Annotated in this window: 17 protein-coding genes; 10 read left to right on the top strand and 7 right to left on the bottom strand. The window is 66.9% G+C overall.

The window, feature by feature from the left end; translation table 11 throughout:
• Nucleotides 1-208: 208 nt before the first annotated feature.
• Nucleotides 209-2,101 (bottom strand): ribonucleoside-diphosphate reductase subunit alpha, encoded by a 1,893-nt coding sequence (locus ACW171_RS13645; protein WP_492093897.1) that lies wholly within the window; start codon nt 2,099-2,101, stop codon nt 209-211.
• 259 nt (nt 2,102-2,360) lie between these two features.
• On the opposite strand from ACW171_RS13645, the gene ACW171_RS13640 reads away from it, so the two are divergent.
• Complete coding sequence (locus tag ACW171_RS13640; RefSeq protein WP_492093896.1) at nt 2,361-3,125, top strand: phosphatase PAP2 family protein; 765 nt, start codon at nt 2,361-2,363, stop codon at nt 3,123-3,125.
• Nucleotides 3,126-3,220: 95 nt separating this feature from the next.
• Nucleotides 3,221-3,907, top strand: coding sequence for a hypothetical protein (locus ACW171_RS13635; protein ID WP_492093895.1), 687 nt, complete (start codon nt 3,221-3,223; stop codon nt 3,905-3,907).
• Between the two features lie 133 nt (nt 3,908-4,040).
• On the opposite strand, the gene ACW171_RS13630 is transcribed toward ACW171_RS13635, so the two are convergent.
• Nucleotides 4,041-4,496, bottom strand: a complete 456-nt coding sequence (locus tag ACW171_RS13630; protein WP_492093894.1) for a hypothetical protein — start codon at nt 4,494-4,496, stop codon at nt 4,041-4,043.
• Nucleotides 4,497-4,785: 289 nt separating this feature from the next.
• On the opposite strand from ACW171_RS13630, the gene ACW171_RS13625 reads away from it, so the two are divergent.
• Entirely contained in the window at nt 4,786-6,936 is a 2,151-nt protein-coding gene (locus ACW171_RS13625; protein ID WP_492093893.1) for a hybrid sensor histidine kinase/response regulator, read from the top strand.
• A gap of 67 nt (nt 6,937-7,003) precedes the next feature.
• On the opposite strand, the gene ACW171_RS13620 is transcribed toward ACW171_RS13625, so the two are convergent.
• The 3 genes from ACW171_RS13620 to ACW171_RS13610 all read right to left on the bottom strand — a co-directional run bounded on the left by ACW171_RS13620 (nt 7,004) and on the right by ACW171_RS13610 (nt 10,645).
• A complete protein-coding gene (locus tag ACW171_RS13620) occupies nt 7,004-7,939 on the bottom strand; it encodes a pirin family protein (RefSeq protein WP_492093892.1) in 936 nt (311 codons plus the stop codon).
• A gap of 64 nt (nt 7,940-8,003) precedes the next feature.
• Nucleotides 8,004-10,079 (bottom strand): TonB-dependent siderophore receptor, encoded by a 2,076-nt coding sequence (locus ACW171_RS13615; RefSeq protein WP_492093891.1) that lies wholly within the window; start codon nt 10,077-10,079, stop codon nt 8,004-8,006.
• A gap of 77 nt (nt 10,080-10,156) precedes the next feature.
• Nucleotides 10,157-10,645, bottom strand: coding sequence for an Lrp/AsnC family transcriptional regulator (locus ACW171_RS13610; protein WP_492093890.1), 489 nt, complete (start codon nt 10,643-10,645; stop codon nt 10,157-10,159).
• Nucleotides 10,646-10,790: 145 nt separating this feature from the next.
• Here ACW171_RS13610 and ACW171_RS13605 point away from each other — a divergent pair, with 145 nt between their 5' ends.
• From ACW171_RS13605 to lpdA, 6 genes are read left to right on the top strand one after another with little or no spacing between them, the layout of a single operon-like run.
• A complete protein-coding gene (locus tag ACW171_RS13605) occupies nt 10,791-12,023 on the top strand; it encodes a 3-methyl-2-oxobutanoate dehydrogenase (2-methylpropanoyl-transferring) subunit alpha (RefSeq protein WP_492093889.1) in 1,233 nt (410 codons plus the stop codon).
• A gap of 4 nt (nt 12,024-12,027) precedes the next feature.
• The gene (locus tag ACW171_RS13600) at nt 12,028-13,152 is read left to right on the top strand and encodes an alpha-ketoacid dehydrogenase subunit beta (protein ID WP_492093888.1); all 1,125 of its coding nucleotides are present in this window, start codon (nt 12,028-12,030) and stop codon (nt 13,150-13,152) included.
• Between the two features lies 1 nt (nt 13,153).
• A complete protein-coding gene (locus ACW171_RS13595; RefSeq protein ID WP_492093887.1) occupies nt 13,154-14,794 on the top strand; it encodes a dihydrolipoyl dehydrogenase family protein in 1,641 nt (546 codons plus the stop codon).
• Nucleotides 14,795-14,854: 60 nt separating this feature from the next.
• On the top strand, nt 14,855-15,070 hold the full coding sequence (locus tag ACW171_RS13590; protein ID WP_492093886.1) for a ribbon-helix-helix protein, CopG family: 216 nt from the start codon (nt 14,855-14,857) through the stop codon (nt 15,068-15,070).
• Nucleotides 15,064-15,429, top strand: coding sequence for a type II toxin-antitoxin system VapC family toxin (locus ACW171_RS13585; protein WP_492093885.1), 366 nt, complete (start codon nt 15,064-15,066; stop codon nt 15,427-15,429). The genes ACW171_RS13590 and ACW171_RS13585 overlap by 7 nt, the downstream gene beginning before the upstream one ends.
• A 12-nt stretch (nt 15,430-15,441) precedes the next feature.
• Nucleotides 15,442-16,836, top strand: coding sequence for a dihydrolipoyl dehydrogenase (gene lpdA, locus ACW171_RS13580; protein ID WP_492093884.1), 1,395 nt, complete (start codon nt 15,442-15,444; stop codon nt 16,834-16,836).
• Between the two features lie 39 nt (nt 16,837-16,875).
• Here the strand turns inward: lpdA and ACW171_RS13575 are convergent, their stop codons facing one another.
• Together ACW171_RS13575 and ACW171_RS13570 are read right to left on the bottom strand one after the other, a co-directional pair.
• On the bottom strand, nt 16,876-17,475 hold the full coding sequence (locus ACW171_RS13575; protein ID WP_492093883.1) for a demethoxyubiquinone hydroxylase family protein: 600 nt from the start codon (nt 17,473-17,475) through the stop codon (nt 16,876-16,878).
• Entirely contained in the window at nt 17,453-17,989 is a 537-nt protein-coding gene (locus tag ACW171_RS13570) for a disulfide bond formation protein B (RefSeq protein WP_492093882.1), read from the bottom strand. Before ACW171_RS13570 ends, ACW171_RS13575 begins: the two co-directional genes overlap by 23 nt.
• Nucleotides 17,990-18,123: 134 nt before the next feature.
• Here ACW171_RS13570 and ACW171_RS13565 point away from each other — a divergent pair, with 134 nt between their 5' ends.
• Nucleotides 18,124-18,756, top strand: coding sequence for an exopolysaccharide biosynthesis protein (locus ACW171_RS13565; protein WP_492093881.1), 633 nt, complete (start codon nt 18,124-18,126; stop codon nt 18,754-18,756).
• The last annotated feature ends 48 nt before the right edge of the window (nt 18,757-18,804 follow it).

Genomic DNA, 18,804 nt, shown 5'->3' with positions numbered 1-18,804 from the left:
GGCTTCACCCTGCACCGGATTGAGAATGAGTCCAATCGCATTTTCGCGACACCTTCCTGACATGATCGCGCAACGCGAGTTCTGACGCAGGGGTTCCCCGATCAGGGGTCTTGGAGAGGATTAACGGCCAGGGTGCCGCGTTCAAACGCAAACGAGCGGCTCCCCCAGGGAACCGCTCGTCAGGATCAGGTAGCGAAATCGCGCCCGATTATTGGCAGGCCAGGCACTCGTCGTAATCGGTCGGGGCGGCCGAGAAGAGGTCCGGCTGGTTCGGATCGGGCTCGACCTCGGCCTTGTCCTCAGCGCCGGCGAAGGCGGCGCGCTGCACCGACTTGGAGCGCAGGTAGTAGAGCGACTTCACTCCGGTTTCCCACGCGCGCCAGTGCAGCATGTGCAGGTCCCACTTGTTGACGTCACCGGGGATGAACAGGTTGATCGACTGGGCCTGGCAGATTTCCGGCGAGCGGTCGGCCGACAGCTCGACGACCCAGCGCTGGTCCAGTTCGAAGGCGGTCTTGAATATCCCCTTCTCGTCGTCGTTCAGCATGGTCAGGTGCTGGACCGAACCCTCGTTCTCGAGGATGGAGTTCCAGACCGCGTCGGTGTTGGCGCCGTAGCCGTCGAGCAGCTTCTCCAGGTAGGGGTTCTTGACCGCGAACGAGCCCGACAGGGTCTTGTGGGTATAGATGTTGGCCGGGATCGGCTCGATACCGGCCGATGTGCCGCCGCAGATGATCGAGATCGAGGCCGTCGGGGCGATGGCCAGCTTGTGGCTGAACCGCTCCATGACGCCGCGATCGGCTGCGTCCTCGCAAGGCCCCTTCTCTTCGGCCAGTTTGACGCTGGCCTTGTCGGCTTCGCGACGCAGGTGTTTGAACAGACGCATGTTCCACGACTTGGCCATGGCGGACTCGAACGCCACGCCCTGCGCCTGCAGGAAGGAGTGGAAGCCCATCAGGCCCAGACCCACCGAACGCTCGCGCTTGGCCGAATAGACGGCGGCGGCCATTTCCGGCGGGGCGCGGGTGATGAAGTCTTCCAGGACATTGTCCAGGAAGCGCATCACGTCCTCGATGAAGCGGGGCTCTTCGCGCCACTCCAGGAACTTCTCGGCGTTGACCGACGACAGGCAGCAGACGGCGGTGCGGTCGATACCCAGATGGTCGGGGCCGGTGTGCAGCATGATCTCGCTGCACAGGTTCGACTGCTTCACCTTCAGGCCCAGCTCGCGCTGATGCTTGGGCATCTGGCGGTTCACCGTGTCGGAGAAGATCAGATAGGGCTCGCCGGTCTGCAGGCGGATCTCGAGGATCTTCTGCCACAGCGAGCGGGCGTCGACGTAGCGCAGGACCTCGTCGTTCTTGGGCGAGCGCAGGCCGAACTGGGCGCCGGCCTTCACGGCCTCCATGAACTCGTCGGTGATGTTCAGGCCATGGTGCAGGTTCAGAGACTTCCTGTTGAAGTCGCCCGAAGGTTTGCGGATCTCCAGGAACTCCTCGATCTCCGGGTGGTGCACATCCAGATACACCGCCGCCGAACCGCGACGCAGCGAGCCTTGGCTGATCGCCAGGGTCAGGGAATCCATCACGCGGATGAAGGGGATGATGCCGCTGGTCTGGCCCGCGCCCTTCACCTTCTCGCCGATGGAGCGGACACCGCCCCAGTAGGTGCCGATGCCGCCGCCGTTCGAGGCCAGCGAGACGTTCTCGTTCCAGACGCGCTGGATGCCGTCGAGTGAGTCCTGCACCGAGTTCAGGAAGCAGGAGATCGGCAGGCCACGGTTCGCGCCGCCGTTCGACAGCACCGGCGTCGAGGGCATGAACCACAGCTTGGACATGTAGTCGTAGACACGCTGGGCGTGGTCGGCGTCGTCGGCATAGGCCGTCGAGACGCGCGCGAACATGTCCTGGTAGCTCTCGCCCGCCAGCAGGTAGCGATCCTCCAGCGTCTTCTTGCCGAAATCGGTCAGCAGGTCGTCGCGCGACCGGTCCAGTTCGAGGCTCTTCACCACCGTCAGAAGGGGCTTTTCGGACGCCGGCGCAGCCTTAACCGCCTCGAATTCCACTGTCTTCAACGCTTCGCCGCCAGCCATAATCGTCATCGCCCTGAACAAAAATCGTAGAGAAGCCACCTGCGCCACAACCACTGCATCTAGTGGCCGAAGCACGCCCCGAACCAATATATGGGGCGCAGATGCCTAACCAATGGTCAACGGGCTTGACGCCGGAATTCGTCTCGAATCACGTCGAGACGGGGGATGAGCCTGTGCAAAAGCCGCGACGGCTGTGCGACGCACCATTGTGACAGGATTCACGAAGCCGTGATCGGGAACGGCCGGCCAGCTTGGCCGTTGGCGAGCGATGCAAGCTTCCGATCTCGTCCCTTTTCTGCGCCGTGCGCTCACCGTGGCGCGCGCCGAGTTCGCCGCCCTGGGCGCCCTGGCCGTCATCACCCTGGGCATCATGACCTTCGTCGAGATCGCCGACGACATGACCGAGGCCGACGGCCAGGCCTTTGACCAGATGGTGCTGCACTGGATGCAGCCGATCGCCGGCCAGCCGCGCGGCCCCTGGTGGCTGCACGAAGCCGCCGCCGACATCACCTCCCTGGGCGGGATCGCGGTGCTGGGGCTGTTCGCCATCGTCGCCATCGGGATGCTGTTCATTCTGCGAAAGCGCCTCTCGGCCCTGCTGCTGGTGGTGGGGCTCGCCGGCGGCGTGATGCTCAGCGAAGGCCTCAAGGCCGTGTTCGAGCGCCAGCGCCCGCCGGCCGCCTACCAGGCGGTGGAGACCTTGAACGCCAGCTTCCCGTCCGGTCACGCTCTGTTGTCGACCGTGTTCTATCTGACGGTCGCGGTGATGATGACGCGCGCCTTCCCCAGGCGGCGGCTCAAGGCCTACGTGCTGGGCGTCGGCATGGTCTTCGCCCTGTTGGTCGGCGTGACCCGCGTTTACCTGGGCGCCCACTGGGCGTCGGACGTCATGGCCGGCTGGTGCGTCGGCGCGGCCTGGGCGATGGCGCTGTGGCTGGTCAGCTACGCCGTCGAGCGCCGCCAGAAACGCCACCACGCCCGCCTGGTGGACGAGACGCCCCGCCTCGACGAAACGGCGGTCGCCGAAGACTGAGATTTCGCTAGGTCCGACCTCGGCGAAAGGGTTAATGTGGCTGTCGATCGCATGCCCGACGCCCCCGTCGCCGGGTCGTCCGGCGGGAGGAATCCATGATCAGCCTGATGTTCGCCCTGTTCGCGAGCCCCCTGCTCGCGCCTCCCGTCGCCGTGACCGAAGGCGGCCAGGCGGTTCAGGCGTCGTTGCAATCCTGTGCGCTTGAAAACGGGCGGTATGTCTGCCGCTATGCAGTGCCAGACATCCTGATCGTACCGGTTCCCGGGACCAATATCGTCGCCGACGCGCCCGCCACCGTCCTGGGCTCCGCGCCATCGGTCGAGACCGAGACCGTGCCGCCCGAGGCGCTCATTCCGGTACCGGTCGCGCCGACGACGAACGCGCCGGCCACGCCCCTAGCTGCACCCGCGGCGGAAGCTGGACCGATCCTGCCCATCGACAGCGGTGTCCTCACCGAACGTGAGGCTCAACTGGTCACCCGCTGTGCCGACGCCGGCTGGATGTCTCTGTGTCTGCCCGACGACCGCCGCGCCGCCCGCACCCTGCGTGACCGTCAGGACGCCTATCAGGCCGTTCGCCTCGAGGTCGCCCGTCTGCTGGGCCAGCAGAAGTGCGACCTGGCGGTGAAGACCGCCCTGGACGGCGGCTACATGGGCCTGGCCCGCGAAACGCGCGACTACTGCGCCACCCCGACGACGGAGACCACCGCCGCGAAAGTCACTTCGACGGCTGGACAAGAGGACGATGTCGCTCGGGTCGAAGCCGAAGCGGCCGCGGACTAAGCTCTCCCGCTCTCGCACCACCGAGCCTGCTTCGCCTCTTCATCCGCACTGAGTTCCGGCATGCGCCGTCGCCACAAAGAAAAGAGGCCCGGACTTCCGTCCGGGCCTCTCGTCGTTTCAGACCGTGGTCGGCTTAGTGGCTCGAAGCCGGGGTGCAGACGGTGCCGTCGGCGCAGTCCGAGAAGTGGACTTCCGGCGGCTCGACCAGGATTTCCGACGGACGGACGATGACTTCCGGACGCTGGACGTAGATCTGGGCCGGCGCGATGCGGATCGGCGGCGCGTCGACATAGACCGGGGGTCCGTCGATGTAGATGGTCGGGCCGGCCACGTTGATCGGACGACCGATCACGCGCACGCCGGGCGAACCCACGTGGATGGCGGGTCCCGGGTTGTTGATCGGGGGGCCCCAGCCGCCCGGTCCGGGCCAGCCGGCGCCGCCGCCGGTCCATGGGCCGTAGAAGTCGACGACGCGCGTGCACGAGCACGGGACGTCGCCGTAATGTGGTGCCTCGGGGCAACCATGTCCGTCCGACGCTGCGGCGCCGGAGATCAGCATGGCGGCCGCGATCGATGTGATCGGATCCATGTTCAGCTCCCCTCAAGTCCTTGCGATACTTCGCTTTTCCCCTGTCAGGCGAAGTCCTGAAAGGCCGGGCGAGCCGCCTAAACAGCGTTATATTAACCTTTTGAAACTGTCCACCGTCCGCAGCCGGGCTCAAGCCTGACTGTTGCCGGGTGTCCACGCGCCACCGTTTTCAGCCCTTTCGTGCAACCTTTTCCGCCCTCGACACGACGCCCGATACGTTGCCCCTATAAGGGGAATTACGCATTCCTGTTCTACCCAGCCTTAACGCTTGTGGTGGCATGACCAATTCATGCGGCAGGGGAAGACACTGATGCAAGGTCGCTGGCGGATCTTCCGCCACGAGACAGGACGCGAGGCGGGACCTCCGGCCTGGGCCTATGTCGCGTTGTTCTGCGCAAGCCTGCTCATCGGCATGTGGAGCGCGCGAGAGTTCGGCGCGGTCGTCATGTGGCCCGCCAACGGCATCCTCCTGGCCGCCTTCCTCCAGCTGCGTCGCAAGAAGGCCATCGCCGTCCTCGCCGTGTGTTTCGCCGTCAACCTCGCCAGCAACGTGGTGCGGGGTGACCCCATGCCATTCCTGTGGCTGAACGCCGTGCTGAACCTCGCCGAGGTGTTGATCGCCGGCGTCCTGGCCAGACGCTTCTGCGGTGCCGCGCTCGACCTGCGCCGTCCTCATCGCCTGGTCCGCTTCGCTCTGGCGGCGGTGACGCCCGCCGTCCTGACGGTCACCCTGATCATCGTGACCATCGCCGCCGTGATCAAAGTCTATTCGCCTGACCTCTACGCCTTCACCTTGCAACGATACTTCGCGATGGAGGCTCTGGGCCTTCTGACGGTGACCCCGACGCTGTTGCTGCTGGCCCGCCGCCATCGCTTCCGGGACACCGGCGCGACGGCCGGCCCCAAGGAAAGCATCGCCCTGGTCAGTTTGCTGACGGCGGTTTCTGTCATCGTCTTCTCTCAGTCCGCCGTGCCGATCACCTATTTGATCTTCCCGGCCCTGCTGCTGCTGGTGTTTCGCGTCTCGACCACCGGCACGGCCCTCGCCATCCTCCTGGTCACGCTGATCGGCGGATTCGCCACCGTCACCGGGCATGGCCCCGTCACTTTGCAGCGTCTCGTCGTGGACCCGGAGTTGGCCAATGTGCCGACCGTCGTGCGCCAGTTGAACGTCTTCTACGGCTTCCTGCTGAGCCTGATCGCCGTGGCCTTGCCGGTATCGACCGTCGTATCGGAGCGTCGTCGGATGCTCGAGCGCCTCCAGACCCGCACCCGGGCCGCCCAGGACGCTCGCCGTCGGGCCGAGGCCGCCGACGCCGCCAAGTCGCGTTTCCTCGCCCTGATGAGCCACGAAATGCGGACCCCTCTGCACGGCGTCGTTGGCTATGCGGAGGTGCTGTCGCGCCGTCCCAGTCTGGCCAAGGAGGCCCGCCGCCAGGTCGCGGAGATTCAGCGGTCCAGCGCCGCGCTCCTGACCCTGGTCGAAGACGTGCTGGAAGTGTCGCGCGGCGACGCCGTCATGGCCCAGGACGTCATCGATCCGGCGGCCCTGCTGGTCCAGGTGGCGGCCGCCAGCGGCGATTGCGCGGCGTTCAAGCGGCTGCCCATCCGCCTCGACGTCCTGGCGGGAGGCGATGCGCCCGTGCTGGCCGATCGGAGACGTCTGCGCCAGATCCTGCACCGGCTGGTCTCCAACGCGGTCAAGTTCACGACCGAGGGCGAGGTGGTCGTCCGCGTCGGACGCGAGGGGCCGCTGACCGTCTTCCGCGTGATCGACACCGGTCCGGGCGTGGCCCCGGAGTTGGTCCCCAACCTCTTCGACGCCTTCGTCCAGGCGGACGATTCCATCAGTCGCGACCATGTCGGCGCGGGGCTCGGCCTCGCCGTCGCCCATCGCCTGACCCGCGCCATGGGGGGCCAGATCGCGCTGGAAAGCACCTCCAGCGCCGGTTCGACCTTCGTCGTGCGCCTGCCACTGCCGCTGGCCGAACAGACGGCGGTCGCCGAGGCCGCCGACCCGACCCTGGCCGAAACGGCCGAGCCGGCGCGCGTCCTGATCGTCGACGACCATCCGACCAATCGCGAGGTCGCCCGCCTGATGCTGGCCCCGCTCGGCTGCGATATTTTCGAAGCGGTCGATGGCGTCGAGGCTGTCGAGATGGCCTCCGCCGCGCCCTATGATCTGATCCTGATGGATGTGCGGATGCCGCGCATGGACGGCCTGGCGGCGACCCAGGCGATCCGCGCCCTGAACGGCGCCTGCGCCCGCACGCCGATCCTGGCGGTGACAGCCGACGCCATGCCCGAGGACGCGGCACGCTGCCTGGCCGCCGGCATGGACGGCCACGTCGCCAAACCCCTGACCCACGCCAGCCTCTTCGCCGCCATCGAAGCCGTGATGGGCGCCGGCGACGAGTCCGAAACCGCGGCCGCCGCCTAGATTTCTGGTTCCATGCGGCGGCCGGTGAAGCGGACCGCCGGAGAAGGACGCGCCCCCTGAGCCTTCGTCAGACCGGGTGCGTCGGCTCGGGCTTGATCGGCTCGGAGCGGGTGGTGACCGCCGCGTCTTCGGGCAAGGGGATGAACTCCAGATCGTCCTCGTCCGGCAGCTTCATCCGGCCCGCCTGCCAGTCGGCCTTGGCCTGATCCAGCCGCGCCTGGGACGACGAGACGAAGTTCCACCAGATCAGCCGCTCGCCGATCGGCTCGCCGCCCAGGGCCATGACGGTCGCCTGACTTAGGGATTTCACCGTCGGCTCTGCATTGGGCTCGAGCACGATCATCTGGCCTTCGTGGAAGGTTCGGTCGCCGACCTCGATACTGCCCTTGGCGACATAGAGGGCGCGTTCGGACATGCCGCCCGCACCCTTGCCCGGAGGCGGGGCGGTGCGGACGCCCTCCTTCATCTCCCAGTGCACATAGAAGAGAGGCGACGAGGTCTTCACATTGGCCTTGGCGCCATAGGCCTCGCCGGCCACCAGACGTGCGAACAGGCCGCCGTTCTCATAGGCCGGCAATGCGTCCTCGCCATAGTGCTGGAAGGACGGATCGATCTCTTCGGCCTCGTCGGGCAGGGCGATCCAGGCCTGCATGCCGTTCATCGGCCCGCCCTGGGCCTTCTTCAGCGGATCGGTGCGCTCGGAATGGGTGATGCCCTTGCCGGCGGTCATCCAGTTGACCTCGCCCGGCCGGATCGCCTGGGTATAGCCCAGGCTGTCGCGGTGCATGATCTCGCCCTCGAACAGATAGGTCAGTGTCGACAGGCCGATGTGCGGGTGGGGCCGCACATTGATCGCCTCACTGCCCGGCGCGAACTCGGCCGGCCCCATGTGATCCAGGAAGATGAAGGGTCCGACCATGCGGCGCGAATGGAAGGGCAGGATGCGCCCGACCTCGAACCCGCCGAGATCCTTCTTGCGGGCGTCGATCACCATCTCGATCATGTCGTGTTCCTCAGAGCCGATGCGCCAACATCGCCTCCGAGAACCACAGATGCAACGGTCGCGGTTACAGTGACACGCGAAGTGAGGCGGTCACCCGCCGGGGAGCCCCGGGGAATATCCACAGCGGGCTGTAGGAACTGGCCGCGTATCGCTCGTCGAACAGGTTATCCACCTCCAGACGGGCAGTGATCTCGGGCGTCACCCCGTACTCGACCGCCGCCTTGGCCTTCCAGTAGTCCGGCAGGCGCAGACCGCTCGCGTCGATGGCCCCGGCCCGCTCCCCGACATAGGTCGCGCCCGTCATCAGCGACCAGTCCATGCCGTGCGAGGTCGCGAAACGGCCGACGACGAAGAGGGAGCCGGAATGCTCCGGCACGTCGAGCACATCCTTGGTGGCGAAGGATGCGTCGTCGGTCTCCGCATCGGTCCAGGCGTAGTTGGCGATGATCTGCCAGGCCTCGCCGATGCGGACCGAGCCATCCAGCTCCACACCGCGCGTGGTCAGCCGGCCGACCGGCGCCAGATAGTTGGGGTCCACCGGGTCGTTGGTCAGGATACTGGTCTTCTCGATATCGAAGACCGTCGCGGCCACATCGACGCCGTCCCAGGCGCCGGACAGCCCGACCTCGTAACCCTCGCCCGTCTCCGGCGCGAAGCCCGACCCATCACGGCCCGTCCCCGAGTTCAGCACGAAAGACTGGCCGAAGCTGGCATGGGCGGTCAGGGCTCCGATCACGCGGTAGCGGGCGGCCAGCCGATAGTCGACCGGGTCATCCCTGTTCTCGCCGACCGCTCCGGTGCGGTTGTTGCGGATCGTCTGGCTGTAGTCGTCGTACCGAACCCCGGCCAAAAGGCTGAGACGGTCGGTCACCTCCCACAGGTCCTGGGCATAGAGGGTGACGACCGTGCGGGTCTCCAGATTGTCCGTGAACGGAAGCGGCGTCGGGGCCGGCACGACGCCGTAGACCGGGCGCAGCAGATTGATGCCATAGGGGTTGGCGGCGTTCGGATTGATCCGCAGCCAGCGCTCGCCGTAGGTCAGCTCATAGGCCTTCACCCCGAAGCCCAGCACGTGGGTTCCCGCCGCCTCGACCCGGCCGTTCAATTCCAGGCGCGCCGACAGGTCCTCGACGGTGAAGTCCCGTCCGCGTCGCTGTCGCCACAGGGTATCGCCGACCAGGCGGGAGTGATCGCTGGACAGCCCCTTCAGCGACCCGCCGCGCCAGGCCACCCCGCCGTTCAGGCTCCAGTCGTCGCTCAGCCGGTACTCGCCCGTAACCTGATGGCGCTCGTTGCGGAACCGGGTCGCCCCGTCGCCGGGCTCCCCGTAGTAGTTCGAAACCGGCAGGGCGAGAGCGTCGCCGTTGATCGCCGGCATGCCCCGGTCGAACAGGGTGCTCAGCGTCGTGAACTCCCCCACATAGGTCAGGCGCAGGTCGTCGTTTGGTCGCCAGGTCAAGGACGGGGCGATCACCGACCGATCGGTCCCGACATGATCGCGCCAGCCGGAACTGGTCTCGCCCGCCACCACCAGACGCCCCGCCAGGGTCTCGGAGAGAGGGCCGGTCACATCCATCTCGCCGCGCGTCAGGCCGAAGGAACCGACGCTGGCCGTGACCTCGACGGCAGGCAGGAAGCGCGGCGTCTTGGAGACCATGTTGACGCGGCCCGCCGGGTCGATGTCGCCGAACAGGGCGCCCGCCGGACCCTTGAGGATCTCGATCCGCTCGGAGGTCGCCGGGTCGCGCGGCGGAGCCATGCCCCGGTTGGCCAGGAAGCCGTCGACGTAATATTCCGCCCCGCCGTCCGGGGTGCCGAGGAAGCCGCGTATGGCGAAGTTGTCCATCACTCCGCCGCGGTTGTTCTGCTGACTGACGCCACTCACCAGTTCGAGAGCATCGGCCAAGCGACGGGCTCCGATCGCCTCGATCAGCTCGTGCTCGATGGCGCGGCTGGAGGGCGACATCCGCTCGGTCACCGCCCCGGCGCCCAAGGTCGCGTCGCGGGGGACCTCGCGACGCCCCAGGACCACGATTTCCTCGAGACGGTCAGCCTGTGGGGCCACAGGGTCTGACGGACCGGCGGCGGGGGCGAGACCGGTAAGCAGGCAGAGGGCCGCACAGCTAGACAAGAGGGGCACGGGCAACTCCGATGTGATGTTATATCATATCGGTTAGTCGGCGAACGGCTCCGCTGTCAACCGACAGCGGAGGAAGTTCAGGAAACGTGCGGCGTGATGATGCCCAGCGGCAGGGTGGTCACATTCTTCACGCCCCGGGTGACGATATGGCTCTCGCAGTCGGAGACGATGCCCAGCGTCAGAAGCTTGTCACGCAGGAACTTGTCGAAGGCATGCATGTCGGAGGTGATGATCCTCAGCACATAGTCCTCGCGGCCCGTGATGGTGGCGCACTGCACGACTTCAGGCCAGGTCGCCACCGCCGCCTCGAAGATGTCGAGGTTGTCGCGCGACGGCAGGTTCAGCTTGACGATGGCATAGACCTCGAAGTCCAGGCCCAGCAGCGCCGCATCCAGAAGCGTGACCCGCTTGCGAATGAGGCCGGAATCTTCCAGTCTCTTGATCCGACGCCAGCATGGCGATGCAGACAGTCCCACCCGCTCGGCGACTTCCGCGACCGACAACCCAGCGTCCTGCTGCAGGATGTCGAGAATTCGAGCGTCGATGGGATCCAGTTCGTCCGCCAATGCGTTTCTCCATTTATCGTTATGGCGCAATAAAATACCCTAAAACCGCTTGACGCAAGGCGAAAATAGGCGAGCCTTGATTTCGCTCCCATGCTATCCAGCCGCCAATACTCGCGTGGTCGGATCAACCGAACGGCAGGATGGAATGACCAGGAATACCAAGCCGCTCTCCTTGCGCGTGCCGGAGCCCTCGGGGCGTCCCGGAGACGCACCGGATTTCAGCCATCTGAAGCTCGACGCCGCCGGCGCCGTGGACCGTCCGCCGGTCGATGCGCGGCCGGTGCAGATGCTCGACCTGGCCTTCCGCCTGATCCGCGTGCTTGACGATGAGGGCAATGCCACAGGCCCGTGGAACCCGCGGCTCGACGTCGAGACCCTGAAGAAGGGTCTGAAGGCGATGATCCTGACCCGCGCCTTCGACGACCGGATGCATCGCGCCCACCGCCAGGGCAAGACCAGCTTCTATATGAAGTGCACGGGTGAAGAGGCCATCGCGGTCGCTCAAGGCATGATCCTGTCCCGCGAGGACATGGGTTTCCCCACCTATCGCCAGCAGGGGCTTCTGATCGCGCGCGGCTATCCGCTCGTCGACATGATGAACCAGATCTATTCCAACGCGGCGGACCCGATCAAAGGCCGTCAGCTGCCGATCATGTATTCGGCCAAGGACTATGGCTTCTTCACCATCTCGGGGAACCTGGGCACCCAGGTGCCGCAGGCCGTGGGCTGGGCCATGGCATCCGCCTACAAGGGCGACGACAAGATCGCCATCAGCTGGATCGGCGACGGCGCAACGGCCGAAGGCGACTTCCACAATGCCCTGACCTTCGCCGCCGTCTATCGCGCGCCGGTCATCCTGAACGTCGTCAACAACCAGTGGGCCATCTCGTCCTTCCAGGGTATCGCCGGCGGGATGGAGACGACCTTCGCCTCCAAGGCCATCGGCTATGGTCTTCCGGCCCTGCGCGTCGACGGCAACGACTTCCTGGCCGTCTGGGCCGCGACCCAGTGGGCCGAGGAACGCGCCCGTTCGAACCAGGGGGCCACGGTGATCGAGCTGTTCACCTATCGCGGCGCCCCGCACTCGACCTCCGACGACCCCAGCCGCTATCGCCCCGGCGACGAGCACGAGAAATGGCCGCTGGGCGATCCCATCGTCCGCCTGAAGCAGCACCTGATCGCCATCGGCGAATGGTCGGATGAGGCTCAGGCCGAAGCCGAAGCCGAGGCCGTCGAACAGGTCCGCGCCGCCGGCAAGGAGTCCGAGGCGATCGGCACCCTGGGCCAGTCGCGCCCCTCGGTGAAGACGATGTTCGAAGAGGTCTACGCGACCGAGGACTGGCGCCTGATCGAACAGCGCCGCGAAGTGGGAGTCTGACCCGATGAGCGAACAGACCTTCACCGACGCCGACCGCACCGACGGCATCGAACCCGACATGGCCGACCGCGTCGAGAACACGCCGGACGGAGCAGCGCCCGAGACCGGCGTGCAGCCCATGAACATGATCCAGGCTCTGAACTCGGCCCTGCATGTGAAGATGGCCGAGGACCCGAACGTCCTCAGCTTCGGCGAGGACGCGGGTTTCTTCGGCGGCGTCTTCCGCGTCACCGACCAGCTGCAGCAGAAGCACGGCCTGACCCGCAGCTTCGATGCGCCGATCTCGGAATGCGGCATCGTCGCCGCCGCCATCGGCATGGGCGCCTATGGCCTGCGCCCGGTCGTCGAGATCCAGTTCGCCGACTACATCTATCCGGCCTACGACCAGATCGTCAGTGAAGCGGCCAAGATGCGCTATCGCTCGGGCGGTCAGTTCACCTCGCCGATCACGATCCGCAGCCCTTACGGCGGCGGCATCTTCGGCGGCCAGACCCATTCGCAGTCGCCCGAAGCCCTGTTCACGCACATCGCCGGCCTCAAGGTCGTCATTCCGTCCAACCCCTACGACGCCAAGGGCCTGTTGACCGCGGCGATCGAGGACGACGATCCGGTTATCTTCTTCGAGCCCAAGCGGCTCTACAACGGCCCGTTCGACGGCTGGCACCAGAAGCCGGTCTCGCCTTGGAAGACGCAGGAACTCGCCCAGGTCCCGACCGGCAAATATGTCGAGCCGATCGGCAAGGCGCGCATCATGCGCGAGGGCAATGACGTCACCATCCTGGCCTATGGCACCATGGTCTGGGTGGCGCTTGCCGGCGCCGAGCACGCGGGGGTGGACGCCGAAGTCATCGACCTGCGCTCGCTCGTCCCGCTCGACATCGAGACCATCGAGGCCTCGGTGAAGAAGACCGGCCGCTGCGTCATCGTGCACGAGGCGCCGAAAACGTCCGGGTACGGAGGGGAGCTGTCAGCCCTGATTCAGGAACGCTGCTTCTATCACCTTGAGGCGCCCGTCACCCGCGTCTGCGGCTGGGACACACCCTATCCCCACGCCTTCGAGTGGGAGTATTTCCCCGGGCCGGAACGGGTCTCCATCGCTCTGAAATCCGTGATGATGGGAGGGCGCTGAGATGGGACGTTTCGTCTTCAAACTGCCCGACGTCGGTGAAGGCACGGCCGAGGCCGAGCTGGTCGGCTGGCACGTCAAGATCGGCGATACCGTCGCCGAGGACCAGATCCTGGCCGACATCATGACCGACAAGGCCACCGTCGAACTGACCTCGCCCGTCTCCGGCGTCGTTACCGCCCTGCACGGCGAACCCGGCGTCATGTCGCCCGTCGGCGGCCCGCTGGTCGAGTTCGAGGTCGAGGGCGCGGGCAATGCATCCGCCGAGGCCGAGCCCGCTCCGGTCGCCGCGCCTGAACCCGAAGCTGGGCCGGCGCTCGAAGCGCCCGAGGCTGAGGAGGTCGTGAAGACCCCGTCGGTGCCCGCGTCCGGCAACTACGTCTTCAAACTGCCTGACGTCGGCGAAGGCACGGCCGAGGCTGAACTGGTCGCCTGGCACGTCGCGGTCGGCGACACCGTTACCGAAGACCAGATCCTCGCCGAGATCATGACCGACAAGGCCACCGTCGAACTGACTTCCCCGGTCGCCGGCGTCGTCGCCGCCCTGCACGGCGCGGCAGGACAACAGGTCCCCGTCGGTGGCCCGCTGGTCAGCTTCGAGGTGGAGGGCGCAGGCAATGTCGTCGCCGCCCCGAAGCCCGCGCCTGCTCCGGTCGCTGCTGCGCCCAAACCCGCACCGGTCGCCAAGGCCGAAACGCCGAAGCCCGCGCCCGTCGCCTCGGCCGCACCCGTCGCCCGTACCGCCCAGGTCCCCGGCGTCCGCCCCCTCGCCTCGCCCGCCGTGCGCAAGCGCGCTCGCGAACTGGGTCTGGAGCTGCAGTTCGTGCCCGGCTCCGGCCCGGCCGGACGGATCGAACACGGAGACCTCGACGCCTTCGTCTCGGGTGGTGCCCGCGCTTCGTCCGATCACGGAGCATCGCCCTCCTCGACCTACACCAAGGCCGAAGGGACCACCGAGGTCCGCATCATCGGCCTGCGCCGCAAGATCGCGGAGAAGATGGCCGAGAGCGTTCGGCGCATCCCCCACATCACCTATGTGGAGGAGATCGACGTCACCGCGCTGGAGGAACTCCGCGCCCACCTGAACGCCCAGGCCAAGACCAGCGGCAAGGCCAAGCTCAACGTCCTGCCCTTCATCGCCCGCGCCATCGTCGTGGCCCTGCGCGACCAGCCTCAGATCAACGCCACCTATGACGACGAGGCCGGGATCCTGACCCAGCACGCCGCCGTCCATCTGGGCATCGCCGCCCAGACGCCGAACGGCCTGATGGTCCCGGTCGTCCGTCATGCGGAATCGCTCGACCCCTATGCCACCGCCGCCGAGATCGCTCGCGTCTCCGGTGCGGCCAAGGACGGATTGGCCAAGCGCGAGGAACTCAGCGGCTCGACCATCACCATAACCTCGCTGGGCACGCTCGGCGGTCTCGTCCACACCCCGATCATCAACCACCCCGAGGTCGCCATCGTCGGCCCCAACAAGATCGAGGACCGGGTCGTGGTCCGGAACGGCCAGATGGTCGTGCGCAAGATGATGAACCTGTCGTCAAGCTTCGATCACCGCATCGTCGACGGCCACGACGCCGCAGTCTTCGTGCAGCGCATCAAGGGGCTTCTGGAGCATCCCGCCACCTTGTGGATGGGGTGATTGGACGCCCGGCCCCTTCGCGGTATATGATATGCCATCAGTATATCAGGGATGAATGAGATGCGTATCCTGGTGGATGCCAACGAGGATCAGGTCGCGGCGTTGGACGCTCTGGCCAAACGCGAGAAGCGTCCGCGGGCAGCGGTGATCCGCGCCGCGATCGACGACTACGTCGCACGCAACAAGCGTCAGACGGTCAAGGATGGCTTTGGTCTCTGGGGGCAGGGCGGCGAAGACGGGCTCGCCTATCAGGAACGACTGCGTAGCGAATGGTGAAGGCGCTGTTCGACACGAATATCCTGATCGATCATCTCAACGCCGCGCCGCAGGCCGATGCCGAGATCGATCGGTACGACGACCGCGCCATAAGCATCATTTCCTGGATCGAGGTGATGGCGGGGGCGAGCCCCGACCTGACCGAGCCGACGCGGACCTATCTTGACGGCTATCTGATCGTCGGTCTCGAGGACCGGATCGCCGAGCAGGCCGTGTCGATACGCAAATCTCACCGTCTGAAACTCCCGGACGCGGTCATCTGGGCGACCGCCCAGATGACCGGCCGATTGCTGGTCACCCGCAACACCAAGGACTTCCCGGCTGACGATCCGGGCGTTCGCGCTCCCTATGTCCTCTAGACGGCAAGCACAATGCAGCAGCTCAAAACCAAAGTCCTGATCATCGGCGCCGGCACCGGCGGCTATGTCGCAGGGATCCGCTGCGGCCAGCTGGGGCTCGACACTGTGCTGGTGGACGGTTCCGACGGGCTGGGCGGCACCTGCCTGAACGTCGGCTGTATTCCGTCCAAGGCGATAATCCATGCCGCCTCCAAGTTCGAGACCGTGTCGAAGGCTGCCGGCGACGGGACCCTGGGCATCACGGCGTCGGAACCGGCCATCGACTTCACCCAGACCGTCGCGTGGAAGGACGGCATCGTCCGTAAGCTGAACACCGGCGTCGCGGCCCTGCTGAAGAAGTCGAAGGTCAAGGTCATCAAGGGCTGGGCGACCTTCCAGGACGCCAAGACCTGCCGCGTCGAGACCGACGACGGCCCTATCACCATCACGGCCGAACACGTCATCCTGGCGACCGGATCGGAGCCGGTCGAACTGCCCTTCCTGCCGTTCGGCGGCGACGTCATCTCCTCGACCGAGGCCCTGTCGCTGGACGCCGTGCCGGGGAAACTGGTCGTCGTCGGCGGCGGCTATATCGGGCTGGAGCTGGGCATCGCCTATCGCAAGCTGGGCGCCCAGGTCGCCATCGTCGAAATGGCCGAGCGTATCCTGCCCCTCTACGACAAGGCCCTGACCGATCCGGTCATGAAGTGGCTAACCGACCACGGTGCCGAGATGCATCTCGGTGCCCGCGCGGGCGGGTTCGGGGACGGGAAACTGTCGATCACGACGAAGGACGGCGAACCGCTGTCGCTCGAGGCCGATAAGGTCCTGGTCACCGTGGGCCGTCGTCCGCGCACATCCGGCTGGGGTCTAGAGAACATGGGCGTCGCCATGGCCGGGCCGTTCGTCAAGATCGACGACCGCTGCGCCACCTCGATGAAGAATGTCTGGGCCGTCGGCGACCTGACCGGCGAACCGATGCTGGCCCACAAGGGCTCGGCCCAGGGCGAGATCGTCGCCGAAATCATCGCGGGTCACGACAAGCGCTTCGATCCCGTCACCATCGCCGCCGTCTGTTTCACCGAGCCGGAGATCGTCTCGGCGGGCCTGGGTCCGCTCGACGTCGCGGGCCGGGACGACGTGATCACCTCGGTCTTCCCGCTGGCCGCCATCGGCCGCGCCCTGGCCATCGAGGCGGGCGAGGATGGCGGCTTCGTCCGCGTCCTGGCGTCGAAGTCCGACCACCGCATCCTCGGCGTTCAGGCCGTGGGCCAGCACGTGGCGGAACTGTCCAATAGCTTCGCACAGATGCTGGAAATGGGTGCGGTGCTGGAGGATGTCGCCGGCGTCATCCACGTCCACCCGACGCTGGGCGAGGCCTTCCACGAGGCGTCCCTGCGCGCCCTGGGCCACGCGATCCACATCTGACGGGCCGCCTTCTCCCCTCTGTGGGAGAAGGAGAGGGCCTCACACCCGTTCGGACACCTTGATCGCCACGCGACAGCCCGCCTTGATCACGGCGCTCAGCAGCCGGTAGGCCGGCGCCTCGCGGCTCCCGTTTGCGATGGCATGGTCGTGGTGCTCCAACTCCTCCTGCCGGAACCTCTCCAACTCGGCCGCCAGCTCGGGCTCGCGATCGGCCAGCTCCGCCACCTGGTCGGCGTAGTGCTCCTCGATGACGCTCTCGACCGCCTCGGTACAGGCGTGGGCCGCCTTCTCGCCCATCAGGGCCGTCGCCGCGCCCAGCCCCGTCGCCGCCAGCGACCACAGAGGCAGCATGGCCGTGGGTCGCACGCCATGCTCGGTCAGCAGGGCGTCGAAGCGGGCCTTGTGCACGGCTTCCCCGGCCTGCATCTCGACCATGTCGGCGGCGATGGCCTGCTTGCCGCGCACGCCGTCGAAGACCCGCGCCTGCGCCTCATAGATCTTGACCGCCGCAAACTCTCCGGCGTGATCGACGCGCAGGATCTCGGCCATCCGCGCGCGCATGGCACCGCGCCCCGGGCGAGGCAGAGGCGTGCGGCGGGATCCGGTGTCCAGGGTCTCAGTTTCCAGGGGCTCTGGCATCCTTGGGCCTCTTGGCGGCGAGAAGGCTGAACCCGGCCAGGACGGCCGAGATCAGGGCATTCCATCCTGCCATCGACAGGCCGAGGAAGCTCCACGTCACCGCGTCGCACATGGCCACGCGAATGGCCGGCCCGGTCCCAAGGGCCAGCGACGTCAGGCCTTCCAGATCGGTGCCCGCGCCGCCGCCCGAACACAGGGCCGGCAGGTCCCACCACTTCAGTTCGCCCCCCGCGTGGAAGCCGGCGGTGATCGCCCCCGTGGCGAAGACAGCGAACAACAGGAAGGCGGCGATGCGCGGCGTGCCGCGGCGCGCCTGGCTGACGACAGCCCACAGGGTGGCGACCAGCGAAATGGCCACCGCGCCCCAGAAGACTTCGCGCTGCTTTAGGCACAGGTTGCAGGGGCTGAGGCCTGCGAAACGCTCGAACGCATGGGCCGCGCCCAGCATCGCCAGCGAGATCGCCAGGGCGAAGGCGGTCCACCAACGGGTCAGCAGGCGATAGGCGCTTCTCATGCCTCTGTTCTTAGACGGCCGAAGGGCGGGCGTCGAGCAATCCTCCCCCATCGGAAAAAGGGCGGGGAGGGGTTCGCCTCGGGACTCCGTGTCCGGGCTTGGCCCCCTCACCGAGGCCGGTTAAGGAGCGCCCCATGACCACCCCGCCATCCCGCCATCAGGACGACGCCTCCCACGACCTGGCCCGGCTTCTGCGGCGTCTGGCCGACGACGGGGGCGAGGCGGGCCTGACCCTGCACCAGATCCGTGACCGGCTGGACGAGCGCGCCTATGGCCTGCTGATCCTCATCCTGTCGATCCCCTGCCTGGTGCCGGGCCTGTACGGCGTGCCCCAGGCGGTCGGACTGATCATCATCCTGATCGCGGCCCAGCTTCTGATCGGTCGCGAGGAGCCCTGGCTGCCGCGCTGGGTGCTGAACCTTCGGGCCAAGGGAAAATGGCTGAAGGCCATGGCCGAGTTCGCCGAGACCCGCCTCGGCTGGATCGACCGCCTGTCGCGACCGCGCCTTCTGATGTTCGCGACCGGGGCGGGTGAGCGCCTGGCCGCCGTCTTCATGATCCTGGCCACCCTGACCATCGTCCTGCCGATGACCAACACCATCCCTTCGATCGCGCTGGCCCTGTTGTCGGTCGGCCTGATCCAGCGCGACGGCCTGTTCGTGCTGGGCGGGGCGGCGGTGGCGACCGGCTGGCTGACGCTGCTGGGCGTGCTGGGGGTGGGCCTGTTGATGGGGGCGGAATGGGCCACCCGGTTCCTTCCCGGCTGAGCGTCGTCCCACGCCGCCATCACGTCTGCGCGTCCGTGGCTTGGCTTG

It is taken from the genome of Brevundimonas sp. FV1ye28 (assembly GCF_058681135.1).
Note: the sequence above shows the minus strand (reverse complement) of the source record. Positions and strands in the feature narration are given on the sequence as shown.